The 20,203-nt window shown below is 71.5% G+C and carries 19 protein-coding genes and 1 pseudogene; 5 read left to right on the top strand and 15 right to left on the bottom strand.

The genetic code is table 11. The features are described 5' to 3' along the window. The first annotated feature begins 39 nt into the window (after positions 1-39). The 3 genes from IPK81_03565 to IPK81_03555 are packed head-to-tail and all read left to right on the top strand — an operon-like array spanning position 40 to position 1,396. Complete coding sequence (locus tag IPK81_03565) at positions 40-537, top strand: GNAT family N-acetyltransferase (protein QQS13339.1); 498 nt, start codon at positions 40-42, stop codon at positions 535-537. Then, positions 534-950 carry an Rrf2 family transcriptional regulator gene (locus IPK81_03560; GenBank protein ID QQS13338.1) on the top strand — a complete coding sequence of 139 codons (417 nt, stop codon included), beginning with the start codon at positions 534-536 and terminating at the stop codon, positions 948-950. Before IPK81_03565 ends, IPK81_03560 begins: the two co-directional genes overlap by 4 nt. Before the next feature lie 20 nt (positions 951-970). Further along, entirely contained in the window at positions 971-1,396 is a 426-nt protein-coding gene (locus IPK81_03555; protein ID QQS13337.1) for a hypothetical protein, read from the top strand. On the opposite strand, the gene IPK81_03550 is transcribed toward IPK81_03555, so the two are convergent. The 12 genes and pseudogenes from IPK81_03550 to IPK81_03495 form a co-directional block, all read right to left on the bottom strand. After that, positions 1,377-2,576 (bottom strand): acyl-CoA dehydrogenase family protein, encoded by a 1,200-nt coding sequence (locus IPK81_03550; GenBank protein QQS13336.1) that lies wholly within the window; start codon positions 2,574-2,576, stop codon positions 1,377-1,379. The two genes, IPK81_03555 and IPK81_03550, sit on opposite strands and share 20 nt — an antisense overlap. Before the next feature lie 11 nt (positions 2,577-2,587). Then, positions 2,588-4,096: a HAMP domain-containing protein gene (locus IPK81_03545; protein ID QQS13335.1), complete on the bottom strand. Its 1,509-nt coding sequence runs from the start codon at positions 4,094-4,096 to the stop codon at positions 2,588-2,590. After that, a pseudogene (locus IPK81_03540) lies at positions 4,093-5,953 on the bottom strand (feruloyl-CoA synthase). The gene IPK81_03545 and the pseudogene IPK81_03540 overlap by 4 nt, the downstream one beginning before the upstream one ends. Before the next feature lie 16 nt (positions 5,954-5,969). Then, complete coding sequence (locus IPK81_03535) at positions 5,970-6,674, bottom strand: ABC transporter ATP-binding protein (protein ID QQS13334.1); 705 nt, start codon at positions 6,672-6,674, stop codon at positions 5,970-5,972. 2 nt (positions 6,675-6,676) lie between these two features. Further along, on the bottom strand, positions 6,677-7,417 hold the full coding sequence (locus IPK81_03530; GenBank protein QQS13333.1) for an ABC transporter ATP-binding protein: 741 nt from the start codon (positions 7,415-7,417) through the stop codon (positions 6,677-6,679). Then, entirely contained in the window at positions 7,414-8,439 is a 1,026-nt protein-coding gene (locus tag IPK81_03525) for a branched-chain amino acid ABC transporter permease (GenBank protein ID QQS14944.1), read from the bottom strand. Before IPK81_03525 ends, IPK81_03530 begins: the two co-directional genes overlap by 4 nt. Before the next feature lie 5 nt (positions 8,440-8,444). Continuing rightward, positions 8,445-9,308 carry a branched-chain amino acid ABC transporter permease gene (locus tag IPK81_03520; GenBank protein QQS13332.1) on the bottom strand — a complete coding sequence of 288 codons (864 nt, stop codon included), beginning with the start codon at positions 9,306-9,308 and terminating at the stop codon, positions 8,445-8,447. 25 nt (positions 9,309-9,333) lie between these two features. Beyond that, positions 9,334-10,431 carry an isocitrate/isopropylmalate dehydrogenase family protein gene (locus tag IPK81_03515; protein QQS13331.1) on the bottom strand — a complete coding sequence of 366 codons (1,098 nt, stop codon included), beginning with the start codon at positions 10,429-10,431 and terminating at the stop codon, positions 9,334-9,336. A gap of 46 nt (positions 10,432-10,477) precedes the next feature. Continuing rightward, positions 10,478-11,641 (bottom strand): ABC transporter substrate-binding protein, encoded by a 1,164-nt coding sequence (locus tag IPK81_03510; GenBank protein QQS14943.1) that lies wholly within the window; start codon positions 11,639-11,641, stop codon positions 10,478-10,480. Between the two features lie 174 nt (positions 11,642-11,815). Further along, a complete protein-coding gene (locus IPK81_03505; GenBank protein QQS13330.1) occupies positions 11,816-13,117 on the bottom strand; it encodes an FAD-dependent oxidoreductase in 1,302 nt (433 codons plus the stop codon). Then, on the bottom strand, positions 13,108-13,926 hold the full coding sequence (locus IPK81_03500; protein QQS13329.1) for an ABC transporter permease: 819 nt from the start codon (positions 13,924-13,926) through the stop codon (positions 13,108-13,110). The genes IPK81_03505 and IPK81_03500 overlap by 10 nt, the downstream gene beginning before the upstream one ends. Positions 13,927-14,151: 225 nt before the next feature. Next, positions 14,152-14,925 (bottom strand): ABC transporter ATP-binding protein, encoded by a 774-nt coding sequence (locus IPK81_03495; GenBank protein ID QQS13328.1) that lies wholly within the window; start codon positions 14,923-14,925, stop codon positions 14,152-14,154. Positions 14,926-15,216: 291 nt separating this feature from the next. On the opposite strand from IPK81_03495, the gene IPK81_03490 reads away from it, so the two are divergent. Continuing rightward, positions 15,217-15,714 (top strand): DUF992 domain-containing protein, encoded by a 498-nt coding sequence (locus IPK81_03490; GenBank protein ID QQS13327.1) that lies wholly within the window; start codon positions 15,217-15,219, stop codon positions 15,712-15,714. A 61-nt stretch (positions 15,715-15,775) separates the two neighbouring features. Here the strand turns inward: IPK81_03490 and IPK81_03485 are convergent, their stop codons facing one another. Further along, positions 15,776-17,173, bottom strand: coding sequence for an aminotransferase class III-fold pyridoxal phosphate-dependent enzyme (locus IPK81_03485; protein QQS13326.1), 1,398 nt, complete (start codon positions 17,171-17,173; stop codon positions 15,776-15,778). A 59-nt stretch (positions 17,174-17,232) separates the two neighbouring features. Beyond that, the gene (locus IPK81_03480; protein ID QQS13325.1) at positions 17,233-18,258 is read right to left on the bottom strand and encodes an ABC transporter substrate-binding protein; all 1,026 of its coding nucleotides are present in this window, start codon (positions 18,256-18,258) and stop codon (positions 17,233-17,235) included. A 191-nt stretch (positions 18,259-18,449) separates the two neighbouring features. Between IPK81_03480 and IPK81_03475 the strand changes: the two genes are divergently transcribed. Then, on the top strand, positions 18,450-19,172 hold the full coding sequence (locus tag IPK81_03475; GenBank protein QQS14942.1) for a glutathione S-transferase family protein: 723 nt from the start codon (positions 18,450-18,452) through the stop codon (positions 19,170-19,172). Here IPK81_03475 and IPK81_03470 read toward each other — a convergent pair. Next, positions 19,121-20,125 carry an alpha/beta hydrolase gene (locus tag IPK81_03470; GenBank protein ID QQS13324.1) on the bottom strand — a complete coding sequence of 335 codons (1,005 nt, stop codon included), beginning with the start codon at positions 20,123-20,125 and terminating at the stop codon, positions 19,121-19,123. The two genes, IPK81_03475 and IPK81_03470, sit on opposite strands and share 52 nt — an antisense overlap. Positions 20,126-20,203 lie beyond the last annotated feature (78 nt).

The following is a 20,203-nucleotide window of genomic DNA, read 5'->3' as shown; positions in this document are numbered from 1 at the left end:
GTCGTGGCATCGAAAGCGAAGCGGATGGCCGGAAGCGGGATGCCGACAGCCGGACACGCGCACGCCGCCGGTGACCCGGGTGGTTTGGTGTTACGCGACGTCGAGGCGGTCGATCTGCCGTCGATCGTGGCGCTCGACCATCGCCTGACCGCGGTGGCGAAGCCGGACTACTGGCGCGCCACCATCGAACGTTACGGTGGAGGGCCTCCAGACCGGTTCTTCCTCGTCGCCGAGACCCCCGATGGCGCGCTGGCGGGCTTCGTGATCGGCGAAATCCGCGCCTGGGAGTTCGGCGCGCCGCCCGCGGGTTGGATCTTCGCGATCGAGGTCGATCCCGACGCGCGTCTCGCGGGGATCGGCACGCGGCTGTTCGACGCGATCTGCGCGCGGTTCAGGACCTCCGGTGTCGACCGGGTGCGCACCATGGTGGACCGCAAGGACCATCTGATCCTGTCGTTCTTCCGCAGCCAGGGGCTGACGGCCGGCCCGTCGATCGAACTCGAACGCCTGATCGACCAAGGGGCGGGCGCGCCGTGAGGTTGCAGACCGCGACGCGGCTGGGTCTCTACGCGGCGCTCGAGCTGGCGCGCGATCCCGGGGTCCAGCTATCGGCCACCGATCTCGCGGCGCGCTTCGGCGTGTCGACCCACCATCTCGCCAAGGTGCTGCGCGAGCTGGCGCGAGCCGGACTGATCGCCGGCGAGCGCGGCGCCACCGGCGGCTACCGCTTCACCGGCAATCCACGGCGCGTCACGCTGATGGACATCGTCGCGCTGTTCGAGGTCGAGCCCGGAAGGCGGCCGCCGGAGGCCGGCGACGACACGGACATCGGCGTGGCGCTCGCCGGCGTTCTGACGGAGATCGACGAGATCGCCGAGGCGACGCTGCGCTCGATCACGCTGGAGACGCTGTTGCGGCAGATCCGGCGTACCGGCGCCGCGGCGTCGTGAGCGAACCACGGAGAAAGCCGATGCGCGCGGCAGCGATGTCCTCAGCCCTCTCGATCGCCATTCTCGCGGCGTCCGCGGCGGCGTCCGCCCAGCAGATCGAGGGACCGTCCGGCGAGATCGTGATCGAGACGCCGTTGGAGGGCCGCAAGACGATCCTGCCGAACTGGCGCTACATCAATCCCGCGCCGCTGGGCGAGCGCGAGAACCCCGTGCGGGTCTACATGCCGCCGGGCCAACGCGCCTACTTGTCGCGCCTGATCTGCCCCGAGGGCGGCGCGCCGGCGTTCAGCCGCGCGGGCTCCGCCGGCAAGGGACCGTTCGGCACGGTGCTCGACATGTACACGGTGACCTGCGCCAGCATGGCGCGGCGCGTGTTCCTCGACATGTACCATCCCGACTACGTCGAGCGGCGGCCGGTGCCCGGCTTCAGGATCCGCGATCCGTGAGCCATCCGTCGCGTGTCTGCGGCAATTTCTTGCCGAGGATCGATCCGGCGACGACGTTGCGGAGCACCTCGGCCGTGCCCCCGCCGATCGTGAACATGCGCACGTCGCGCGCCATGCGCTCGAGCGGCAGCTCGCGCGAGTAGCCCCGGGCGCCGAAGCACTGCAGCGCGTCGTTGACGACGGCGATGGCGTTCTCCGACGTGAAGATCTTGGCCTGCGCCGCCATCAGCATGTCGGGGAAGCCGTCGGCGCCGCTGCGCGCGGCCTTGTAGACGAGCGCCTGCGCGGCCGCGAGCCGGATCGACATGTCGGCCAGCTTCCATTGCAGGCCCTGGAACTCGTTGATCGGCCGGCCGAACTGCTCGCGCCGCTCCGACCAGTCCAGCGCCAGCGCGTAGGCGCCCTGCGCGATGCCCAGCGCCACGGTGGCGGCGCCGACGCGCTGGCTGTTGTAGGCGTTCATCAGGTCGGCGAAGCCCTTGCGCAGGCCGCGCGGCGGGATCACCAGCGCCGAGGGCGGCAGGTCCATGTCCTCGAAGGCGATCTCGGCCTCGGGGATGCCGCGCAGCCCCATGGTCGGCTCGCGCCGGACGATGCGCAGCCCCGCGGTCTCGTCGCGGATGGCGAGGAAGCCGCCGATGCCTTCCTCGACGCCGTCCGCGTCGAACACCTTGGCGAAGATCAGATGCAGGCGCGACACGCCGCCGCCGGTGATCCAGTGCTTGCGGCCGTTGACCACGAAGCGGTTGCCGCGGCGGTCGGCGCGGGTCGTCATGCCGCCGGCGTCGGAGCCGGCCTCCGGCTCGGTGATGCAGATCGCCGGCTTGTCGCCGTCGAGCACCATCGCGGCGGCCATGCGCTTCTGCTCCTCCGAGCCGTAGGCCATGACGGCGCTGATCGCGCCCATGTTGGTCTCGACGGCGATGCGGCCGGTCACCGAGCACGCCGCCGACAACGCCTCGATCACGATCGTGGCGTCGAGCCACGACCGGCTCTGGCCGCCATAGGCGGTGGGGATCGTCATGCCGAGGAGGCCTGCCTCCTTCAGCAGCGCGACGTTGTCCCATGGATAGGTCTCGGTTCGATCGACCTCGGCGGCGCGCGCCGCGACCGGCCCCCTGGCAAGCTCGCGCGCCTTCGCCTGGAGCGTGCGTTGTTCGGTCGTGAGATCGAGCGGCATGGTTCCCTCCATCACGTCGCGACGGCGTCCGCGGGCGGCGCGTCGATCGCGTAGACCAGCGCCGATCCGGCGCGTCCGCGCAAACTAACGGCGCCCAGTCCGCGGAACGCGAAGCGGTCGCCGCACAGGTCCCGCGTGGAGCCGGCGACGAGGATTCGCGTGCCGTGCTCCTTGTTGAGCTGCTCGAGTCGCGCGGCCGTGTTGACGGCGTCGCCGAGCAGCGTGTATCCGAGCCGGTCGCCGGCGCCGACCGTGCCGCCGATCACCTCGCCGGTGTTGACGCCGATGCGCGTCGCGAAGGCGACGCCCGAGAAGGTGCGGTCGGCGACCAGGCGCTCGATCTCGATCGCGGCCGCAACGGCGGCGGCGGCGTGGTCGTCGTTGGCCAGCGGCAGGTTGAAACTGGCCATCAACCCGTCGCCGATGAATCCGTTGACGACGCCGCCGTGCCGCTGGATCGGCTCGAGGATCAACGCGAGGTACTCGTTGATCGCGGCGACGAGGTCGTCGGCGGGCAGCCATTCCGCGATACCCGTGAAGCCCTCGATGTCGGTGAAGAGGACGGTGGCGGTGCGGGTCTCGGCGATCAGCCGGCCGTCGCCGCTGCCGCGCAGCAGGGCCGAGGCGACGCTCTCGCTGACGTACTTGCCGAAGGTCTCGCGGATGCGCTGCCGCTCGCCCAGCCCCTCGACCATGCGGTTGAACTCGGCGGTGACGCGGCCCACCTCGTCGTTGGACGTCGCCGGAAGCCGCGCCGAAAGGTCGCCGTCGGCCACGCGCCCGATCCCGGCGTCGAGCCGGCGCAGCGGCGCCGCCAGCGAACGCGACACCCAGTAGATGGTGATCGGCAGGCCGATGAGGGAGGCGAGGAGGTCGACGGCCGCCTCCTGGTGGAGACGCGCGCCCTCGTAGCTGTAGACGTCGGCGGCGACGAGCGCGAGCGGCCCGACGGAGGAGAACACCAGGGCGACGCCGGCCTTGAGCGTGAAGCTGCCGAAGAACAACGTCATGTTGCGGCCGTGGCGGTCGAAGATCGCGCGGCACAACCGCGCGAGGTACCCGCTCACCAGGAAGTACGTCAGCACGAAGTGGAAGAGCGTCTGCACGGTGAACGTCACGACGACGTCGAGCCAGGTCGACAGCGGCACGCCCGACGACGTCGCGCCGAGTATCCGAGGGAGCAGGAGCCGCTCGGCGAAGACCAGCGCCGATAGACCCATCACCCAGACGGCGGATTTCAGCGGCAGCTGCGTCAGGTCCCGCTCGATGCGGTCGAACGGCCGCTTCCCGGCGAGGAAGGCGCGGATCGGCGCGAACAACGCCCGGGCGCCGAGGAGGTTGAGGCCGAGGAGGACGACCATGTCGATCGCCGCGTTGAGCGCGAACAGGCCCGGGGCGCGGTGGACCGCGCTGAAGATGGCGGTGATCGCGACGTCGACGAAGAACACCGTCGACATCGCGAGGTAGTAGCGGCGCGTCAGCCGGCGCGCCTCGACGTCAGCGGCGGCCGGCGCGCTCATGCCGGCACGACGATCACGCCGGGGTCCGGGGTGTCGGCGTGGAGCCGGGCGACGTCGGCGGCGCGGTTATCGAGGACGGCGCGCTGGTTGACGTAGCCCTTGTCGGTGATCTCGTTGGCGTCGATTCCCGGCGGGCTCTCGAGCAGCAGCGCGCGGCGGACCCGGGTCGAGCCGCCCGGATTGGCGCGGTTGTGGGCGGCGAGGCCGCGCGCGATCAGGTCACGGACCGCGGGATGCGCCGCGAACGCCGCCAGCGGCGTGGTCGCGGTCGCCCCGGGAACGAGCGCCGCGCAGGCGGCGGGATTGAGGAACACCAGCGCGCCGATCTCGTCGCGGTCGTGGCCGGTGACGACGCAGTCCTGGACGACCGGCGAGCCGGCGCCGACCACCGCCAGCCGCAGGCCGCCGACATGCACGAAGGTGCCGGAGGTCAGCTTGAAATCCTCGACCACGCGGCCGTCGAAGATCACGCCCATCGTCGGGTCGCCGGGATCGGCCAGCCTGCCGGCGTCGCCGATGCGGTAGAATCCCTCGGCGTCGAACGCCGCCGCCGTCTTTTCCGGATCGCGCCAGTAGCCCGGCGTGACGTTCGGCCCGCGGACCCGCAACTCCATCTTGGTGCCGTTCGGAGTCAGCAACACCTCGACGCCCGGGACCGGCAGGCCGATGTTGCCGGGCCGATCGACCGGCCAGTGCAGCGCCGTCGCCAGCGGCGCCGTCTCGGTCGAGCCCCAGGCGGCGGTCAGCGGAATCCGGCGGCCGAGCGTCCTCTCGGACACCGCCACGAGGCGATCCCACACGGGTTCCGGCAGCGCCGCGCCGCCATAGAACAGGAACGCGGAATCGGCCATCAGCGCGCGGGCGATCGCGGGATCGCCCTCGAGGTACGGCAGCAGCAGGTCGTAGCCGCGCGGCACGTTGAGATAGAGCGTCGGCGCGACCTCCCGGAGGTTCCGCACGGTCTTCTCGATCAGGCCGGGCATCGGCCGGCCGTCGTCGATGTGCAGCGTGCCGCCGTTCCACAGCGCCAGATGCAGCACGAAATTGCCGCCGAAGGTGTGGTTCCACGGCAGCCAGTCCAGCAGCACCGGCGGCCGTTGGGCGAGGAACGGGAAGGTCTGGAGCGCCGCCTGCTGGTTGGTGCACAGCATGCGCTGCGTGTTGATCACGCCCTTCGGCATGCCGGTGGAACCCGACGTGAACAGCACCTTGGCGACGGTGTCGTCGCGGACCGCCGCCAGCGCCCGGTCGACGTCGGCGGTCGGCTCGACGGCCAGCAGGTCCGCCAGGGTCTCGGCGCCGGCCGGCGCGTTGGCCGTGAACACCAACCGCACGCCGTCGAGCAGACCCTGCGCGCGCAGCGACGCGACGGCATTGGCGTAGGCCGCGCCGTCGTCGGCGAAGATCACGGCCGGCGTCAGCGACCGCACGACATGCGCGAGCTTGGCGTGGTCCTGCGACATCATCGAATACGCGACCGACACCGGCGCCGCCGGCGCGCCGACATGCATGGCCGCGAACGTCAGCAACGCATGGTCGATGGAATTGCCGGAGAGGATCGCCAGAGGCCGCCGCGGTCCGCAGCCGCGGTCGAGCAGCGCCTGCCCGAGGGGCGCGGACGGCGTCGCGCGCCTCGCCGAACGTGATCCGGCGCCAATCGCCGTCGGCGGCGCGTTCGGCGAGGAACACGCGGTCGGCGATCTCCAGCGCCCGCCTTTCCAGCACCGCGCCGAGCGAGGCGGGATGGCCGGCCTCGAGCGCCGGACCGCGCAGCACGACGCCGCCATCGGCGCGGCGCTCCACGTCCGCGCGGCGCGGGGCGAAGTCGACGGGTCTCAACGGTGCCTGCGCGGCCATGCCGACACTCCCGATCTCACAGCCCGAGATACGCTTGACGGACCTTGTCGTCCTCGAGCAGCGCCGCGCCGGTCCCCTCCAGCGCGATGCGGCCGTTCTCGAGCACGTAGGCGCGGTCGGCGAGCTTGAGCGAAGCCATGACGTTCTGCTCCACCAACAGGATGGTCATGCCGTCGGCGTGCAGCCGGCGCACCACACGGAACACCTCCTGCGTCATCGCCGGCGACAGGCCCAGCGACGGCTCGTCGAACATGATCATCTCGGGCTGGCCCATCAGGCAGCGCCCGATGGCCAGCATCTGCTGCTCACCGCCCGACAGCGTGCCGGCGGCCTGCTTCCGGCGCTCCGCCAGCCGCGGGAACATCGCGAGCACGCGCTCGAGCGTCGTCTTGGCGGCGGCGCGGGCGCGCCGGGGACTGGCGCCGATCTCGAGGTTCTCCAGCACGGAGAGGTTGGGGAACACCTGCCGGCCCTCGGCCACCTGGCCGATGCCGAGCTCGACCACCTCATGGCTGGGCCGGCCGCCGATGTCGGTGTCCTCGAACGCGATCCGGCCGGCCGACGGCCGCTGCATGCCGTGGATGGTGCGGATCAGCGACGATTTGCCGGCGCCGTTGGAGCCGACGATCACCACGATCTCGCCGGCCTCGGCGCGCAGCGTGACGCCGGCCAGCGCCTGGGCGTCGCCGTAGTGCAGGTCGAGGCCCTCGACGCTGAGCATCGTCAGTGCGCCTCCTGACCGAGATAGACCTCGAGCACGGCCGGATCGCGCGCGATCTCGGCCGGCGCGCCCTCGGCGATCCGCTCGCCGTGGTGCAGCACGACGACGCGCTGGCTCAGGGCCATGACGGCGCGCATGACGTGCTCGATCAGCAGGATGGTGACGCCGGTGCGGGCGTTGAGATCGCGCAGGAAGGCGACCATCTGGTCGGTCTCGGTCGGGCGCAGGCCGGCCATCACCTCGTCGAGCAGCAGCAGGCGCGGGCCGGTCGCCAACGCCCGCGCGACCTCCAGCCGCTTGCGGTCGGGCAGCGTGAGCTTCGCCGCCGGCGTGGCGCGTCGGTCGTCCATGCCGAGATCGCGCAGCACCTGGAGCGCCGCCGCGCGGGCCGCCGGCACGTCGGCGGTGCGGCGCAGGGCGCCGACCAGAACGTTGTCCTCGACGCTGAGGCCGGGGAACGGACGCACGATCTGGAAGGTGCGGCCGACACCGGCGGCGCAGACCTTGTCCGGGCGCAACCCCGCGATCGAGCGGTCGTCGAGCCGGACGTCGCCCGAATCGGGCGCGAACACGCCGGCGATCATGTTGAAGCAGGTCGTCTTGCCGGCGCCGTTGGGACCGATCAGCGCGTGGATCGCGCCGGCCGGCACCTCGAACGAGACGTCGTGCGCCGCGCGCAGGCCGCGGAAGCTCTTGCCGATGCCCTCGACGCGCAGCCGGGCGCCGCCGGTCGCGGCGCTCACCGGTCGCCGTCCCGCCGGCGGCCGAGGCCGAGCCGGTCGGCGACCCACGGCCACACGCCCTCGCGGCGGAACGCCACGATCGCCAGCAGCGCGAGGCCGTAGAAGATCTGCTTCAGCCCGTTGGTCTTGATTCCCCACGCCTGGCCGATCTTCTCGGTGGCCACGGTGAAGAGATCGCCGAGCGCGACCAGGATCGCGGCGCCGACCAGCGGGCCGAACAGCGTGCCGAGCCCGCCGATGATCGGCGCGAGGATGGTCTCGATCGACCGCCCCATGGCGAAGGCGGTCTCGGGGAACAGGTTCTTGTAGTAGAAGGCGGCCCACGCGCCGCCGACGGCCGCCATGCCCGACGAGATCAGCACGGCGGCCATCTTGCAGCGGAACACGTCCACGCCGCTGGCGCGCGCCGCCTCTGGATCCTCGCGGATCGCCAGCCAGTAGTATCCCAGCCGGCTGGTGAGGAGCAGGCGGCAGACCACCAGCGCCGCCGCCGCCAACCCGAGGATGACGTAGTAGAAAAGCGTCGTGCCGCCGCGCAGATGCCACAGGCTGGGCTCGCCGTCGACGCGCAGGAACAGGCCGGCCGAGCCGCCGACCCAGGGGAAGTGGTCGAACAGGATGCGCGTGAACTCGGCGAACGCGATGGTCAACAGCGCGAAGTAGACCCCGGCCAGCGAGAAGCGGAAGCCGAGGAAGCCGACGACGCCGCCGGCCAGCATCGCCACCGCGACGCCCGCGATCATGCCGATCCACGGGCTGATCCCGAAATGGAACGCCAGCGCCGCGGCGGTGTAGCCGCCGAGGCCGAGATAGAGCGCGTGACCCAGAGAGAGCTGGCCGGCGAAGCCCATCATCACGTTCCACGCCTGGCCGATGAACGCGAAATAGAGCACGAGGATCAGGATCGACAGCGGATAGGAGCCGACGACGAGGGGCGCCGCCAGCAGCGCCAACGCCAGGACGCCGACCGTGACCCGGCCGCGCGGCGGCAGGTCCTCGAACAGGCGGCGGGCCAGGCGCATCCCGCTCACGCCTTGCGCGACAGCAGGCCCTGCGGCCGCAGCAGCAGCACCAGGATCAGGAGTCCGAAGCTGAACACGCTCTTCAGCGACGGTTGCACCAGAAGCCCGGCCAGCGACTCCGAGACGCCGATCAGCAGTCCACCGGCCAGCGCGCCGGACATGCTGCCCAGACCGCCGACGATGACGATGACGAAGGCCAGCAGCGTGTAGTCGATCGCGAGGAAAGGCTGCACCTGGACCACGAGGATCATCAGCGCGCCGGCCGCGCCGACGCAGGCGGCGCCGACGCCGAAGGTCACGGCGTAGAGCCGCTTCACGTCGAGGCCGACGACCAGCGCGCCGGTGTGGTTGTCGGCGGCGGCGCGGATCGACTTGCCGGTGCGCGTGCGCGTGAAGAACAGGAACAGCAGGCCGGCGATCGCCAGCGCGGCGACGGCGGCGTAGACGCGCACGGCGTCGAACACGAACGGCCCGAGGTTGAACGAGTCGAACATGTAGTCGACCTGCACGCCGTAGGTGTCCGGTCCCGCGACCAGCAGGCAGCCGTTGACGATCAGGATCGAGACCGCCAGCAGCAGCATGAACTGCATGTGCTCGGCGACCTCGATGAAAGGATTGATCACCGCGCGCTGCAGCGCGTAGCCGGCGCAGAACAGGGCGCCCGCGACCACCGGCACGGACAGCAGCGGATCGAGTCCGGCGCGGTCGAACAGCAGCCACGCGAGGTACATGCCGACGACCATCATCTCGCCGTGCGCGAAGTTGACCACGCGCATCACGCCGAAGATCACCGACAGGCCGAGCGCCATCAGGCCGTACACCATGCCGGTGAGCAACCCCATGGCGATGGACTGGAAGAACGCGGTCATGCGGTCCCGGCGCGGCGCGGCGGCATCACAGCGCCTCGATCACGGCGCGGGCGATGGCGGCGGTGCCATCCCGGCCGCCGGCGTCGTACGGCCGCGCTCCGTCGCGGCCGAGCGCCGCGTCGACGGCCGCCTCGATGCGCCGGGCGGCCTCGCCGCACGCCGCGACGTCGTGGCGCTCGCCCAGCCAGCGCAGCATGAGGGCGCCGGACAGGATCATGGCGACGGGGTTGGCGATGCCCTTGCCGGCGATGTCGGGCGCCGTGCCATGGCTGGGCTGGAACAGGCCGTGGCCGTCGCCGATATCCGCCGACGGGGCGAAGCCCATCCCGCCGATCAATCCGGCGGCGAGATCCGAAAGGATGTCGCCGAACATGTTCTCGGTGACGAGGACGTCGAAATCCCACGGCCGGCGCACGAGATCGAGGGCGCAGGCGTCGACGTAGTGGTGGCGCGCTTCGACGTCCGGGAACCGCGCGGCGCGCTCGTCGAATATCCCGCGGAAGAACGCGAAGCTGCGGAACACGTTGGCCTTGTCGACGCAGGTGACGCGGCCCGGCCGGCCCTCGGCCTTGCGGCGCGCGGCCAGCGCGAAGGCGAAGTCGAACAGGCGTTCGCTGGTCGCGCGGGTGATCACCTGGGTGTCGCGCGCCTCGCGGTCGTCGATCACCTCGCCCTTTCCGCGCGACGCGAACAGCCCCTCGGTCGACTCCCGCAGGATCACGAGGTCGATGCCCGCGGCGCGCGGATCGGCCAGCACCGCCGGCCCGCCGGGCAGGGCGCGGATCGGCCGGACGCCGGCGTAGAGGCCGAGACGGAGCCGAAGGTCGAGCTGCGGCGCGATCTCGGTGCCGTCGGGGTAGCGGATGTCCGGCCAGCCCATGGCGCCGAAAAGGATCGCGTCGGCCGATTCGCAGCGGCGGAACGTGGCCTGCGGCAGCGCCTCGCCGGCGTCGCGGTAGTGCAGCGCGCCGCCGGGCAGCCGCTCGGTCGCGAGGGTGAAACCGCCGACCTCGACACGCGCGGCGTCGAGCACGGCGAGGCAGGCGTCCATCACCTCGACGCCGATGCCGTCACCCGGCAGCACCGCGATCTGGAAAGCGCTGTTCCTCATGTCTGGTCCCATCCGCGGGCGGCGCGGGGCCGGGCGGCCGCCCGCCGCCGCAGAGGTGTCAGCCGCGTTCCTTGGCGCGCCAGCCCGGCATCGGGAACACCGGCTTGGCGACCGCGAACTCGGCGGGCAGCACCACGGTCGGCTTGTTGTTGAGGTTCTGCACGGCGGCGGCCTTGATGCCGGTGTTCTGGCCCTTCTCGTCGAACTTGATCGGGCCGCCGGTCATGACGTGCTCGGCGATATTGGTGGCCTTGATGGCCTCCATCATCGGCGCGGCGGCCGTCGACTTTGCGCGCGCGTAGGCGTCGGCGGCCACCAGGATGGCCTCGAACGTGAAGCCGACGTTGATGTCGACCTGGCCATCCTTGAACTTCTCGGCGTAGCGCTTCTCCAGCGCCCCGCTCATCGCCGACTTCGGGTTGACCCACGGCACGTTCGAGACGTGGAAATTGGCGAACTTGCCCATGGTCTTCAGGAAGTCCGGCTCGTACAGGCCGGGCGCGCCGGGGTTGACGATGCCCATCGGCTCGTATTGCTGCTTGACCATCTCCTGGATCAGGAGCTTGGCGTCATTGAGGCGGCTCACCGGCATCACGAGCTCGGCCTTCGTCGCCTTGGCCTTGGCGACCTCGGCCGAGAGGTCCTTCGCGCGCGGATCGTACGAGATCGTCTCGACGATCTCGTAGGGCATCTCCAGCCGCTTCGCGAGCGCCGGGATCGCCTTCATCATCGCCTCGCCGAAGGTGTCGTTGACCGACATCAGCACGGCCGTCTTCGGCGTCTTGCCGGTGGCGGCGAACAGGTCCTTCTGCAGCGTCAGCGCGCCGGTCACCAGCATCGGCGCGGTCGGGAAGTTGCGAACCACCCACTTGAAGCCGGACTCGGTGATCTGCGGCGCGGCGGCGATGTTGACGATGAACGGCACGCCCTTCTGCTCGGCGACCTGCGCGATCACGGTGGTCTGGCCGGAGTCGAACGCGCCGATCAGCACATGGGCACCGGCCGCGATGGCCTTCTCCGCCTGGGTGCGCGAGACGTCGGGGCTCGACTCGGTGTCGTAGCTGGTGATCTCCACCTTCACCGGCACCTTCGAGTCGGCGAGCACGTCGGCGGCGATCGCCGTGGCGCGGGCGCACATCTGGCCGATCAGCGCCTGCACGCCCGACGTCGGCAGCAGCAGCGCGATCTTCAACGGCCCGGTCTGGGCCAGCGCGTGGCGCAGCGGCAGCGGCGCGCCGATCGCGGCGGCGGCGGCGATGGCCGCGAGATGCCGGCGCGAGAGGCCGGTGTCGACTGGACGGGTCATGGACGTTTCCCCTCGGATTTCCGTTGCCGCGAAACTAGGCGGCGGCCGCGTCGCAGGCAAGCGGCCCGGCGGGGGGCGCCGTCCCGGCCGTTAGTCCCGGCGGTCGAGGTTGTCGCGCAGGCGGGTCTGGAGAGCGGCGATGTCGACCTGGGCGACCGAGCCGGCGCCGGCCAGGTCGAGCGCGTGGGCGGCGGCGGCGCCGGTGGCGATGCACGGCCCCATCACCCGCACCGACGACAGCGCGGCTGGATCGCCGTCGATGCAACGACCGGCGGCCAGCAGGTTGTCGGCGCCCTCTGGGATCAGCGAGCGCAGGGGCACCCAGTGCATGTGGTCGTCGCCGAATTCCTCCCAGTGCACGTCGTCGGGCCGGTCGTGCAGCTCGATCGGCCACGAGCAGCGCGCGACGGCGTCGTCGTGGCGCACTTCGCCACGGACCTCGTCGGCGGTCAGGTGATGGCGACCTTTGATCCAGCGAGTCATGCGGACGCCCGGCTGGCCGTAGGTGCGCACGCGGGCGCCGGCGAAGGCGGCGGGATAGCGCTCTCGGAAGAAGTCGAGCAGGAGGTCGGCCTGGTGGCGGCCGTCGAGGACCATGGTCGAGGCCGCCAGCGGGTCCAGCGGCGTGGCGATGTGCGTCATGTTCACGAGGCACAGGCCGGGGCCGGGATTGGCGAACACGAAGCCGTCGTGCCGGCGCAGCCCCAGCGCTGCGGCGTCGGCCGCCAGCCGCGCCTTGAGCTCGGCGCGGTCGACGGCCGCCAGCGCCGCGGCGTCGACGCCCTCCAGCACCATCATGTTGGTGCCCCACACGGGGGTCTCGGGCACGCGGCAGTCGAAGCCGGCCGCCCAGGTCAGCGCGGCGTCGCCCGAGGCGTCGATCCAGCCGGACGCGCGCACCGCCACGTCGCCATGCCGCGTCGCGAAAGTCGCGGCCCGCAGGCGCCCGCCGTCGCGCGCGACGTCGCGCAGCAGGGCGCCGAGCAGCGGCGTGATCGCCGGCGTCGTCCGCACCGTCTCTTCGATCAGCCGCGCCAGCGCGACCTCGGAGTACAACGCCAGGGTCGTCCGTCGCCGGCCGTGGATGAAGCTCAGGGCGTCGCGCGCCGCCAGCCCCTCCAGAACGTCGGTCGCGAAGCCGAACACCGTGCGGTAGGGCTTCGGCCCGTTCGAGAACAGCCCGCAGAAGGTGCCGATGACCGCGCCGACGGATTGCCCGCCCAAGGTCGGCGCGCCGTCGATCAGCGCGACGCGGTGGCCCAGGCGGGCGGCTTCGACGGCGGCGGAGACCCCGGCGATGCCGGCGCCGAGCACGGCGATGTCGACCTCGAGCGTGGCGGGAGCGGTCGTCGCGTCGCGACGCACGATCGTGGTGGCGAGGTTCAACGCCATTCCAGGACGCTCCGTTCGATGAAGCCGAGCACGATGCCGACGGCGAGACCGAGCACCGACAGCAGGGTCACGCCGGCCAGCAGCTGGTCCATCAGCATCAGATTGCCGGCGCTGAGGATGAAGGCGCCGATGCCGTATTGCGCGCCGATCATCTCGGCCGCGACCACGAGGATCAGCGCGATCGAGGCGGTGATGCGGAAGCCCGAGAGGATGCCCGGCATGGCGCCGGGGATCAGGATCTTCCACACGATGTGGCGCGCCGGCAGGCCGAAGCTCTGGCCCATGCGGATCAGTCCGCGCGGCACCGAATCGCAGGCGGCGTAGGCGGCGATCACGGTCGGGAAGAACACGCCGAACGCGATGGTCGCGACCTTCGACGGCTCGCCGATCCCGAACCACAGGATGAACAGCGGCAGCAGCGCGATCTTGGGGATGGGGAACAGGGCGGACACCACCGGCAATCCGGCGGCGCGGGCGACCGAAAAGATGCCCATCGCCAGCCCTACGGCGAGGCCCGCCGTGGTGCCCAGCAGCCAGCCCAGCCCGATGCGGCTCAACGACCAGCCGACGTGCCGGCCCAAGGTGCCGTTGTCGAACAGCTCGCGCAGCGCCATGGCGATGGCCGATGGCGCTGGCATGAACTGGCCCGGCAGCCAGCCCTGAGAGGAGGCGAGCTCCCACGCCGCGAAGATCGCGACCAGCACGATCCACGGCACCAGCCGCCGCGGCGCCGCCTGGAAGCCCCCGCCGCGGAACGGCACGGCACGGCCGCCGGTGGGCGGCGGGGAGCGGGAAGGTGTCACGCTCATGCCCTTCTCCCCCTGACGAGGGGGAGAAGGTGGACGCCGCGAAGCGGCGGCCGGATGAGGGGCTTCGCTTCAACTAGTCGAGGTATCCGGTCTGGAACCCGCTCCCTCGCGATGTCGGGCTGACGGCGGGTCGTGAACGAAGCGAAGCCCCTCATCCGCCCTGCGGGCACCTTCTCCCCCTCTTCAGAGGGAAAAGGGAGGAGCGCTTCACCCGCCCTGTCCGCGTCACGCATGGACGATCTCCCGCTCGGCGTCGCGGGCCTCGTCGCGGATCAGCGACCAGAGGCGCTCGCGCAGGGCGGCGACCACGCCGGCGGCGGATGGCGCCGAACGCTCGGCCACGGGCACGCCGACCTCGACGATCTCGCGCACGCGGCCGGGCCGGCGCGACAGCACCACGATCCGGTCGGCCAGCCGCGCCGCCTCCTCGAGGTTGTGCGTCACGTAGAGCCGCGTGCCGCGCTCGCGCGCCCAGATCGCCAGCAGGTCTTCCATCAGCAGCTCGCGCGTCTGCGCGTCGAGCGCCGACAGCGGCTCGTCGAGCAGCAGCACCGCCGGCCGCACCACCAGCGCACGGGCGATTCCGACGCGCTGGCGCATGCCGCCGGACAGCCGCTTGGGAAGAGTCCGCGCGAAGTCGGACAGGCCGGTCAACGCCAGCGCCGCCGCGACGCGCTCCTCGCGCTCGCGGCGGCCCAGCCGATGGTGCTCCAGCGCCAGCGACACGTTGGCGGCCACGTCGCGCCACGGCAGCAGCGCGAAATCCTGGAAGACGTACGTGAACGGGTTGAGCGAGCCCGCCGGCGGCGCGCCGAGGGCGACGACGCGGCCGGAGGTCGGCGCGAGAAGCCCGCCGACGATGCCCAGCAGGGTGGATTTGCCGCAGCCCGACGGGCCGATGATCGCCACCGTCTCGCCGTCGCGCACCGTCAGGTCGATCCGCTCCAGCGCCGGCAGGGCGTCGTAGCGGTGCGACACGTTCTCGATGCGCAGGTCCATGGTGGCGGTACTAGCACCGCCTCCGTCCGGGCGCGAGACGCAGATCCCGGCGGCAGGGGCCGCCGGGATCTGCGGCCTTGGACGAGTGACGAAACAGGAATGTGCGTCGTCGACCCCGTCGGCGTCCGCCAGCCCGCTCATCGCACCGCGCCGGATGGCGGTGGAACATCTCGATCCTTGCCGCGTTGTCGGTCGTCGGGACTCGGCGCTCATGCCGCGTCGGGCGTCGTCGTGCCGTCCGGTCTCCGTGTCCATTAGGGCCGGTTGCCGATCATTTGAAAGGAACAACCAATGAAGCATCTGTCCGAGCGCCCCGGCCTCGCCGCCGCGGCCGCCATCGCGGCGGCGCTGACGCTGTCCAACGGCGCGGCGCTGGCGCAGTCCGACCCCAAATCCGGCGTCAACGTCGGCTCGCTGACTTGCAAGGTCGCCGGCGGAGTCGGCTTCGTGTTCGGCTCGTCCAAGGAGCTGGAGTGCGTTTTCACGCGGTCCGGCGGTGGCGAGGAGTTCTACGGCGGCTCGATCAAGCGCTTCGGCGTCGATATCGGCTTCACCAAGGAGGCGCGCATCCTGTGGCTGGTGTTCGCGCCGGGCACGGTCGAGAAGGGCGCGCTGGCGGGCGACTACGGCGGCTTGACGGTGTCGGCCACCGCCGGCGTCGGCGTCGGCGCCAACGTGCTGGTGGGCGGCGGCGACAAGCAGGTCAGCCTGCAGCCCGTCAGCGTCGAGGGCAGCGTCGGCCTCAATATCGCCGCCGGCATCGGCGAGGTGACGCTGATCGCGCGGTAGGCCGCGCGATCAGCGGCGGCGAACGGCCCCGGCTCGTCGAGCCGGGGCTTTTTGCGCGCCGTCACATCCCCCGGATCTCGCGTTCGACCATGAGCGCCCGCACCGACGCGCGCAGGGCCGACGCGGTGCGGTCGATGTCGGCGTCGCCGTGGACGGCCGAGACCAGCCCGCCGGGGCCGCCCATGACGTCGACGCCGTGGGCCAGCAGCGCCATGCGCACCTTGCCGATATAGGCGGGATCGCGCGCGCCCTTGAGGCCTTTGAAGCCGAGCTTGAGCGGATCGAATGTGGCGGGATCGATCGGCACGCCGTTGGGGTTGGTGAAGATCTGGAACGCCGAGGACTGGCCGTAGACGCCCCACGGCACGCCTTCCTCGATCAGCACTTGGCGCATCGCGTCGCGCAGCTTCGCCGTCGTGGCGTTCGCTTTGGCCGGCGCGTCCTCGCGCTCGACGATCTCCAGCGCCGTGACGGCGGCGGCGGCCGACAGCGGGTTGGCGTTGTAGGTGCCGGGATGGGCGATCTTCTCGCGCTTGGCCGCCTTGGTGGCCGCGAAATCCAGCAGATCGAGCACGTCGCCGCGGCCGGCGACGGCGCCGCCGGGCAACCCGCCGGCCACGATCTTGGCGAGGATGCACATGTCGGGGGTGATGCCGAACGCCTTCTGGGCGCCGCCGGTCGACCAGCGGAAGCCGGTGATGACCTCGTCGAAGATCAGCAGCACGCCCCGGCGGCTCGTGGCGTCGCGCAGCGCATGGAGGAAGCCCGGCGGCAGCGGCACCTGGCCCCACGACGCGCCGGATGGCTCGATCATCACGGCCGCGATGTCGTCCGCTTCCTCGAGCAGCTTGACCGCCGGCGCCGGATCGTCGGTCGGCATCACCGCCGACAGGCCGACCAGCGCCGGGTCGATGCCCACCGGCGTGCCGCCGTCGAAATGCGACGTGCCGCCGGGCACGACCTGGTCGTGCCAGCCGTGGAAATGGCCGGTGAATCGCATGATGCGCGGTTTGCCGGTGAAGGCGCGCGCCAGCCGCAGCGCCATGTGCGACGCCTCGGTGCCGGACGAGGTGAAGCGCACCTTCTCGGCGCAGGGGATCATGCGGCGCACCTGCTCGGCCCAGCGCACCTCGAGCTCGTGCGAGCCGCCGAGATGCGTGCCCAGCGCCATCTGCCGTTGGACCGCCTCCACCACGGCGGGATGCGAATGGCCGAGGATCAGCGCGCCGTGGCCGCCGAAATAGTCGACGTATTCGTGCCCGTCGGCGCACCATTTGCGCGCGCCCATGCCGCGCGTCACGTAGAGCGGGTAGGGGTCGAGATGGCGGCCGTCATGGGTGATGCCGCTGGGCAGGATCTTGTTGGCGCGCGCGAACAGCTTCGCCGAGGTCGGCGTGCGGGCGCGGTAGTCGGCGGCGATGGTCGAGTTGGTCGGTGTCTCGGCGGGGACGGCGGCCATGGGGTGGTTCCTCGGGCGGGGAGTCGCCACGCCGCCCGGCGCGGCGGAGGGCGGTGGACCTACTTCTTAGGGACGTCGAGGTGGTCCTTCACGAAGGTGAGGTCGAGCAGGCGGGTCGCGTCGACGTCCTTTCCGACCATCCCTTGCCCTTGGTACCAGGCGATCTGGTCGTGGATGTTTTTGACGAGCAGACGACCCTTGGGATCGATGTACGACGCGCTGGCCTTGACCTGCTCGGCCGACGGCTTGGGTTCGACGTATTTCTGGATCATCGGGATCAGCGCGTCTGCCTTCTCGCCGAACGCGCGCTTGCCGGCGGCGTCGCGCTGCAGGAACGCCTCGGCGTAGTCATTGACCGCCTTCAGATAGGCGGCCACGAACTTCTCGACGGCGGGACGGCGGGTGTCGAGCACCTTGCCGTTGGCGAACAGCGCGCCCAGCTGCCACGGCGTCTCCTGGTGGACCCAGCCGACGATCCTGCCGAAGCCGTCCTTCTCGGCGGCGTAGGCGTTGTTGGCCGGCAGCAGCGCGCCGTCGACCTGCTCGCCCTTGAGGGCGGCGGTGACGTTGGCGATGGATTGCAGCGGCCGCAGCGTCACGTCGGTCAGCTTGAAGCCGCGCTTCTCCGCCAGCATGCCGATCATGTAGTGGAAGGTCGAGCCGGTCTGGGTGATGGCGATCGACCTGCCGGGGAATTTCGAGGCGTCGGTGAAGCCGCCGTCGAACGCCTTTTTCGTCGCGACGTAGGCCACGAAATCGAAGCCGGGTTCCTCGCGCGACTGGGCCGCGATGATCTTGATCGCGCCCTTGCCGGCGAGGTTGTAGAACCCGCCGGTCAATCCGGTGATGCCGAGATCGGCGTCGCCCGTCGCCACGGCGACGGCGATCGGCTGGGCGGCGTCGAAGAACTTGAACTCGACGTCGAGGCCCTGCTCCTTGAAGTAGCCCTTTTCCATGGCGATGAAGACCGGCGCCGACGACACGAAGCGAAGCGCCGCGATCGTGATCTTGTCCTGCGCCGAGGCGGCGCCGGCCGCCGCCAGCGCGAGGCCCGCCGCGAGCAGCGCGGCCAGTGTCGCTTTCATGTCGTTTCCCCCAACGATGCGCGTCGTCGCCCGATGGCGCGGACGGTACCGGCCGCTGTCACGGGGGTCAACGCGGGCGGCCGCTTGCCTCCACTGGGCGCTCTCCGCCATCCCGGGCGCGGCGAGGGGCCAGCGCTGCCGCCGACCCTGGACCTCTCGCGCCGCCCGGGATGACAGGGTACATGTCGAGGATGACGGACGGGAACCGACCCACGTTGTTCGGCGCGACCTACAGCGTCTACACGCGCATCGCCCGGTTGGCGCTGGCGGAGAAGGGCGTGGACTACCGGCTCGAGGAGGTCGACGTGTTCGCGCCTGGCGGCGCGCCGGCGGCCTATCTCGCGCGCCATCCCTTCGGCCGCATCCCCGCCTTCGAGCACGGCGATCTGCGCCTGTACGAGAGCGGCGCCATCGCCCGCTACGTCGACGCAGCGTTTCCGGGCCCGGCATTGACGCCGGCGGACGCGCGCGGCCGCGCCCGCGTCGACCAGCTGATCAGCGTTTGCGACAGCTACGTGTATCGAACGCTCGTGTGGGACGTGTTCGTCGAGCGCGTACGCGCGCCGGCGCAGGGCCGCGCCACCGACGAGGGCCTCATCGCCGCGGCGTTGCCGCGCGCCCGGACGGCCCTTGGCGTGCTGGAGGAGTTCTTGGTGGACCGGCCGTTCCTCGCGGGCGACGCCCTGACGTTGGCCGATCTTCACGCCTATCCGATGATCGCGCTGTTCCGGCTAGCCCCTGAGGGCGCGTTGTCGATGGCCGAACATCCGCGGATGGAGGCGTGGCGCGCGGCGATGGCGGCGCGTCCAAGCGTCGCGGCGACGCGGTCGCCGGTGGAGCGCGGCGGCCTCAGCCTGCCGGCTCATTCGCCGCAGGTCGCGACCCCCGGCGGCGGCGCGGCGCGCGCGAGATAGTCGCGCACGCAGCGGCCGTAGCGCCCGGCCATCGCCGGCCCCAGCCCGCCGCCGTGGCCGCGCGCGATGTCGGGACGGTCGATCAGCAGCAGCGGCACGTCGAGCGACAGCGCCTTGCCGCGGGCGATGCGGGCGCGCTCGGCGGCGTCGGCGTCGTACTCGTCGTTCTCGAACAGCGCGATCACCAGCCGCGCGCCGCCGCGCGGACGGGCGCCGAGCAGCGTGTCGAACTCGCGCAGCGCGCGGGCCCGCAGATTGGCGTCGGTGCCGATCTTGCCGTGGCGGGCCGGCGCGGTCGCCAGCGCCGCGTCGATGCCGTCGAGCTTGCCCGCCAGCTCGAGCGCGGCCCAGCCTCCGGCAGACTGCCCCGCGAGCATGATGCGCTTGTAGCCCATGGCGCGGGCGCGCTGGACGGCCTGCGAGATCATTCCCAGCGATTCGAGCCGCGACGTGCCGCGGCCGGGGCGGTCGACGCGGTAGACGTCCCATCCCTCGGCCGCCAGTGGCCGCAGCAACGGCGGCGGGCCGGCCGGTGGCCGCGTGGCGTTCTCCGACAGCGTGCCGTGGTTCCAGATCACGACGCCGGCCGCCGTGGCCGCGCCGCGGATGGTGAAGCCGCGGTCGACGACGAGCGGCGCGGTGCCGTCGCGCTCGGTCGCGAGGTTCGTCGCCACGATGCGGCATTCCACCGCCTCGCCGCCGCAGAACTCCAGCGCCCGCGCGCGCACGGCGTCGGGAGTCGTGGCGCCGCGCGCGAAGCCGCATTTGCCTTTGCTGTTGACCGCGAATGCCCGGTCGTCCGGCGCGCCGCGATAGCGCTCGTAGAGCGCACGGCACACCGGGCCGAGCGCGAACACGCGCACGGCCTCGTCGGTCGGCAGGTCGACGGCGCGCGCAGCGGCCGGGGCCGACAGCGCGAGCGCGAGCGACAGCGCGATGCGGAGGCGTTTCATCTCCCGATGATAGCCGCTCGGACGGCGACGCGGCGAGTGCTCGCCGCGACGTGGCAGGCGCACGACCACGCACGGTGC

The organism is Rhodospirillales bacterium (genome assembly GCA_016699855.1).
Classification (GTDB): domain Bacteria; phylum Pseudomonadota; class Alphaproteobacteria; order Reyranellales; family Reyranellaceae.
This window is presented reverse-complemented; position numbering and strand designations above follow the sequence as displayed.

Coding starts and splice junctions, on each gene's coding strand:
- IPK81_03520 (QQS13332.1), bottom strand. CDS start 9,308: ATGACCGCGTTCTTCCAGTCCATCGCCATGGGGTTGCTCACCGGCATG.
- IPK81_03555 (QQS13337.1), top strand. CDS start 971: ATGCGCGCGGCAGCGATGTCCTCAGCCCTCTCGATCGCCATTCTCGCG.
- IPK81_03495 (QQS13328.1), bottom strand. CDS start 14,925: ATGGACCTGCGCATCGAGAACGTGTCGCACCGCTACGACGCCCTGCCG.
- IPK81_03550 (QQS13336.1), bottom strand. CDS start 2,576: ATGCCGCTCGATCTCACGACCGAACAACGCACGCTCCAGGCGAAGGCG.
- IPK81_03490 (QQS13327.1), top strand. CDS start 15,217: ATGAAGCATCTGTCCGAGCGCCCCGGCCTCGCCGCCGCGGCCGCCATC.
- IPK81_03535 (QQS13334.1), bottom strand. CDS start 6,674: ATGCTCAGCGTCGAGGGCCTCGACCTGCACTACGGCGACGCCCAGGCG.
- IPK81_03565 (QQS13339.1), top strand. CDS start 40: ATGCCGACAGCCGGACACGCGCACGCCGCCGGTGACCCGGGTGGTTTG.
- IPK81_03470 (QQS13324.1), bottom strand. CDS start 20,125: ATGAAACGCCTCCGCATCGCGCTGTCGCTCGCGCTCGCGCTGTCGGCC.
- IPK81_03475 (QQS14942.1), top strand. CDS start 18,450: ATGACGGACGGGAACCGACCCACGTTGTTCGGCGCGACCTACAGCGTC.
- IPK81_03485 (QQS13326.1), bottom strand. CDS start 17,173: ATGGCCGCCGTCCCCGCCGAGACACCGACCAACTCGACCATCGCCGCC.
- IPK81_03500 (QQS13329.1), bottom strand. CDS start 13,926: ATGAGCGTGACACCTTCCCGCTCCCCGCCGCCCACCGGCGGCCGTGCC.
- IPK81_03505 (QQS13330.1), bottom strand. CDS start 13,117: ATGGCGTTGAACCTCGCCACCACGATCGTGCGTCGCGACGCGACGACC.
- IPK81_03480 (QQS13325.1), bottom strand. CDS start 18,258: ATGAAAGCGACACTGGCCGCGCTGCTCGCGGCGGGCCTCGCGCTGGCG.
- IPK81_03545 (QQS13335.1), bottom strand. CDS start 4,096: ATGAGCGCGCCGGCCGCCGCTGACGTCGAGGCGCGCCGGCTGACGCGC.
- IPK81_03525 (QQS14944.1), bottom strand. CDS start 8,439: ATGCGCCTGGCCCGCCGCCTGTTCGAGGACCTGCCGCCGCGCGGCCGG.
- IPK81_03515 (QQS13331.1), bottom strand. CDS start 10,431: ATGGGACCAGACATGAGGAACAGCGCTTTCCAGATCGCGGTGCTGCCG.